The organism is Spirulina subsalsa CS-330, assembly GCF_028330765.1.
GTDB lineage: Bacteria > Cyanobacteriota > Cyanobacteriia > Cyanobacteriales > Spirulinaceae > Spirulina > Spirulina subsalsa_A.
On record NZ_JAQMTY010000077.1, the window covers coordinates 1 to 4,435 of the forward strand.

General features: G+C 53.7%; 3 protein-coding genes. 1 reads left to right on the plus strand and 2 read right to left on the minus strand.

All coding sequences use genetic code 11. From position 1 onward, the window contains the following. Positions 1–189 precede the first annotated feature (189 nt). Positions 190–1,350 carry a ferrochelatase gene (gene hemH, locus PN477_RS05165; RefSeq protein WP_272118732.1) on the minus strand — a complete coding sequence of 387 codons (1,161 nt, stop codon included), beginning with the start codon at positions 1,348–1,350 and terminating at the stop codon, positions 190–192. 114 nt (positions 1,351–1,464) lie between these two features. Here hemH and PN477_RS05170 point away from each other — a divergent pair, with 114 nt between their 5' ends. Then, a complete protein-coding gene (locus PN477_RS05170) occupies positions 1,465–2,097 on the plus strand; it encodes a class I SAM-dependent methyltransferase (RefSeq protein ID WP_272118731.1) in 633 nt (210 codons plus the stop codon). On the opposite strand, the gene PN477_RS05175 is transcribed toward PN477_RS05170, so the two are convergent. Next, the gene (locus tag PN477_RS05175; RefSeq protein ID WP_272147045.1) at positions 2,079–3,392 is read right to left on the minus strand and encodes a CAP domain-containing protein; all 1,314 of its coding nucleotides are present in this window, start codon (positions 3,390–3,392) and stop codon (positions 2,079–2,081) included. The genes PN477_RS05170 and PN477_RS05175 overlap by 19 nt on opposite strands. Positions 3,393–4,435: the final 1,043 nt, after the last annotated feature.

Below are 4,435 nucleotides of genomic sequence, written 5' to 3' on the forward strand. Positions count from 1 at the left end.
AAAAAGGGGGGAACGCAAAAAAGTCCCCCTTTTTAAGGGGGATTTAGGGGGATCAAACGCAGACGAGGCCAACATTTGAACGTTATGTATAAGCAGTAGCCCTAGGGGAGAGGGAACTGGAAAAATGGATCGGCTCCCCTCTCCCAGAGGGAAAGGGGTTGGGGTGGCTTGTCGCGACCCGGGTTTACATTAGAGTAAGCCCACGAAATGGAGTAACCCTTTCCCGCTGATCAGTTCCACAATCAGGGCGAGGAAGCCGAGCATGGCAAGGCGACCGTTCCAGATTTCGGCGGCGGTGGTCATGCCCCATTCCCAGCGTTCGGGGGGGTAGATTTTGGTTTTGCCCACTTGGACGACTTGGGCGAAGGTTTTGGGGGGTTGGTCGAGGGCGGTGTGAACGAGGTCGGTGAGGGCGTTGATAAATTCGGGATGGGTGTTGAGGGCCGGAACGCGGCGAAATTCGTGAATACCGGCTTCTTCGGCAATTTCACGATATTCGATGTCGATTTCTTGGAGGGTTTCGATGTGCTCGGAGACGAAACTAATGGGGACGACGACGATCTGTTTGATGCCGGATTGGCCGAGTTCGACGAGGGCATCTTCGGTGTAGGGTTTGAGCCATTCTACCGGGCCAACGCGACTTTGATAGGCGAGGGTGTAGGGGTTAGGACGGCTGAGGGTGGCCATAATTTGCCGGGTGCAGTCTTCGATTTCTTTTTGGTAGGGGTCGCCGGCTTCTTCGACGTAGCTGAGGGGGACACCGTGGGCGCTGAAGAAAATATGGACGGGGTCGGGGTTTTCAAACTGATCGAGTTCCTGGGCGATCAGTTGGGCCATGGCGTTGAGATACTGGGGGTGTTTGTACCAGGAGGGGACGACGGTGTAGTTGAGTTGGCGGAGTTCGGGGTCGTCTTGCCACAGTTGTTCGAGGAGGCGAAATGAGGAGCCGGTGGTGCTGATCGAGAACTGGGGATAGAGGGGCAGGATGACGAGTTTGGTGATGTGGTCGGCTTTGATGCGGGCGATCGCTTCTTCGGTGAAGGGATGCCAGTAGCGCATGCCGATGTAGACCTTGGTGTCTGTGCCTTGGTCTTTTAGTTGTTGGGCAAGGGCTTCGCCTTGGGCTTCGGTGATTTGGCGCAGCGGCGAGCCGCCCCCAATTTGGCGATAGTTATCTTGGGAGACGGAGACGCGGCGACTGGAGATGAACCAGGCCAAGGGTTTTTGCAACCACGGCACAGGGAGCCGAATGATTTCTGGATCTGCAAAGAGATTAAACAAGAAGGGGCGTACATCTTCTAGGGTGTCGGGCCCCCCAAGATTTAATAACAGGACTCCTATCCGATCCATTGTGATAATAGCTTTTGTTAATTTTTAGATTCTTGACTAAGTTTAACAATATATTCCCCCCCTCGATCAGTTTGGGGGAGTATCATCCAAGTTTATCAACGCAGCGGGGGTTAAATGGCGACAGTTTTACGGGCATGGAGTTACCGATATCAATGGATCTATGACACGGTGTCGGCGATCGCATCCCTGGCCGTGGGGGGAGAAGAGCGGTTTCGCCGCTTACCGCTCCAAGGCTTAGAGATTACCCCTGAGACCCGCGTGCTCGATTTATGTTGTGGTGCGGCCCCGGTGACCCAGATTTTGGTGCAGCAGTCGGAGCAGGTGACGGCGTTGGATGCGTCCCCGCTGGCGATCGCCCGCGCCCAAGCCGTCGCCCCCCAAGCCACCTACGTCGAAGCCTTTGCCGAGCAGATTCCCCTGCCCGATGCTCAGTTTGATCTCGTCCACACTTCAGCGGCGTTACATGAAATGAAGCCGGAGCAGTTACAGCAGATTCTCCAGGAGGTGTATCGGGTGCTACGACCGGGGGGCGTGTTTGCCCTGGTGGATTTCCATCCGCCGACGAATCCGCTCTTTTGGCCAGGAGTGGCGATGTTTCTCTGGCTGTTTGAAACGGAAACGGCTTGGCAATTACTGCGCACGGATTTAGCAACAACGTTGCAGGCGGTGGGGTTTGAACGGTGCGATCGCACCCTTTACGCCGGCGGCAGTTTACAGGTGATCCAAGCCTACAAACCCAATTCGTAGATGCTTAAGATATAGCGGCCGCGACTGTTGGCGTTGTAACTATTCACCATCACCCGATAGGTTCCATCACAGGGCAGATCCACCACAATCCGCGAATTACTACTGCGATCGCTCAGATCGTCATTGTCCGCAATCTGAGCATCACGGGGATTGAACAGAAAAAGATAGGTATCAAACGCCTCACTTTCGAGATCGATCGCTACCGTTTGACCTGCTTGCCCGGTAAAACTGTAGATATCGTACACACTGCCGTCCGTGGGCAGCGTCGCATCGGTGTCGTCTAAACTGCCAGCCTCGCGACGGAGGGGATCAATCGTCAAGTCTAAGGGCGCAGGATAACGCGGCTCCGCCAAAATCGCAGTCCAGTAGCGGGACGCACCTTGATCCCCCTGCACCGCATAGCCAATCCCCACATCCACATATTCCGGTCGTAGTAATGCCTCCCGGTTGACCTGATCCCGCTGCCACGCTGCCACCAGATCCGGGGCTTGGGCCTGTTGTCCAATCAGTTGCACCACATTCATCGCCTGATAGCTAGCCTGTTGCGCCAGTTGGGTATCGAGGAGATCCGCCGGCATCCCTTGCCAATCGGTGGTTCCGGTGGCGGCAACGTCCCCCACATAGTCCTGCGCCACGGTTGTTAATGCCGCATTCAAGCGCAACGCGGGCACACAGGCCTGTTGTCGGGCTGTATTGATCACCGTTAAGACTGAGCCATCGGGGTCAGGGGCCGCAGCCTGCGATCGCACCTGCACATTGGGTGTTGAGTCACGGCCTGCCCCCAACACGATCGACCAATAGTGATTAAAGTCCGAGGTGCGATTAAACCCATACCCCAAACCCACATCCGTGAACTCCGGATCGAGCAAATTCATCCGGTAGCCGGGACTATCGAGCCATTTTTCCAAAACCCAGCGAATATTAGCCCGGCCAGCGGCGATGTTTTCCCCGACGCGGCCCCCATAGCCAAAGTTGACTACCCGTTCATCGGTGTAGAGACCGGTTTGATCGGTTTGGGAAAAAAAGTTGTCCACCGCCATCGCTTGGGCGTGGGCTTGGGCCGCTGCGGTCAATTGCTCGTTCAGGGTTAAGGGGGAGAGGCCCGCTTGCGATCGCTCCTGATTAATCAACTCCAACAACCCCTCCACATCCGGCGTAGCGGCCTGGGCTATGAAATCCGGCGGTGGAACGCTGGCGATCGCGCCTGCCCCGAACCAATGGGGATATCCATAACTCAATCCCAACCCAAGCACAGTCGTGGTTAAGATTGAACGCATCATCACAGCGGAAACCATAGGCGTAATTGAAGCAGGGGGCAACTCAACAGTTTAAGAACAACAATCCTGATGCACTCGAAACATGACCATCACAGGTTGGATCACACCCAGAACCACAGGGTTGAATTCGGCAACAGCATCATAGTGCAGGATCGGATCTCTGGCTAAATTAGCACAGGTCTGAACCGACATATACTCTTCCTACAAGCCGATGGGCGACTGGGCAGGGTTTCTTGGGAAAAATCATCGTGGCCAACGACTCCCCCGCCCGCATCCCTCCCTACCCCATTGTTTGGTATTGCCTCCCTCCCGATCCGTCGATCTTGACCCCAACACGCGCCTCAACAACTCTGATGACATTTGTGTTTTGGATGTCGTTAATTTGACTCGGACTATAGCGATCCTCAATCAATCGGAGATCTGATCTCCTCATCAACAAGGGGCTTAAGCCCCTTGTCTGAGTGCATCCCAGTTATGCAATCCCTCACCCAACCCTCTCCTGAGGGAGAGGGCTTTTGGCTCCTTTCTCCTGCGGGAGAAGGGCTGGGGATGAGGGTGCTCCCTGGCGAGCCATGGGAATCTGTAAAAGTGGGATGCACCCCCTTGTCTGTTCATGAATCAAATAAGATTGCGATATGTATTTTTGTAACGAAAATGTCCAGGTAGGATGACAAAAATATGCGGTGAACACAGGGCATCAAGTAACAACTAGAAATAAAACTGTAATTTTATTTACAAAATAAGAGGCAAATCTTGCAATCATTAACTGTTCAGAAGTGCCTGAACATGAGGTCTGGCAAGACGTTTCATCGATTTTGATCAAAATCAAGCGCACTCGTGGACGTTAAGCTTTGTCTTCAGCGTGAGCAATTATCAGGTAGTACAGATAAAGGTTTTCACAAGTTTTTCACACGTTCTCTTTTATCTTAAATGTGCAAAGAAGACTCCCACTATAAAGCGAGTCCGAGTAGAGTTACCGAAGGTAACGGCGGACGTGCCTTTTAGTGGCGAGATGAATTTGCACCAACAAACAAATCGAGCGACAGCGAGTCCTTAATTTT

Excerpts from the sequence above, each read along its gene's own strand:
- hemH (WP_272118732.1), bottom strand. The coding sequence starts at position 1,350 with ATGGATCGGATAGGAGTCCTGTTATTAAATCTTGGGGGGCCCGACACC.
- PN477_RS05170 (WP_272118731.1), top strand. The coding sequence starts at position 1,465 with ATGGCGACAGTTTTACGGGCATGGAGTTACCGATATCAATGGATCTAT.
- PN477_RS05175 (WP_272147045.1), bottom strand. The coding sequence starts at position 3,392 with ATGGTTTCCGCTGTGATGATGCGTTCAATCTTAACCACGACTGTGCTT.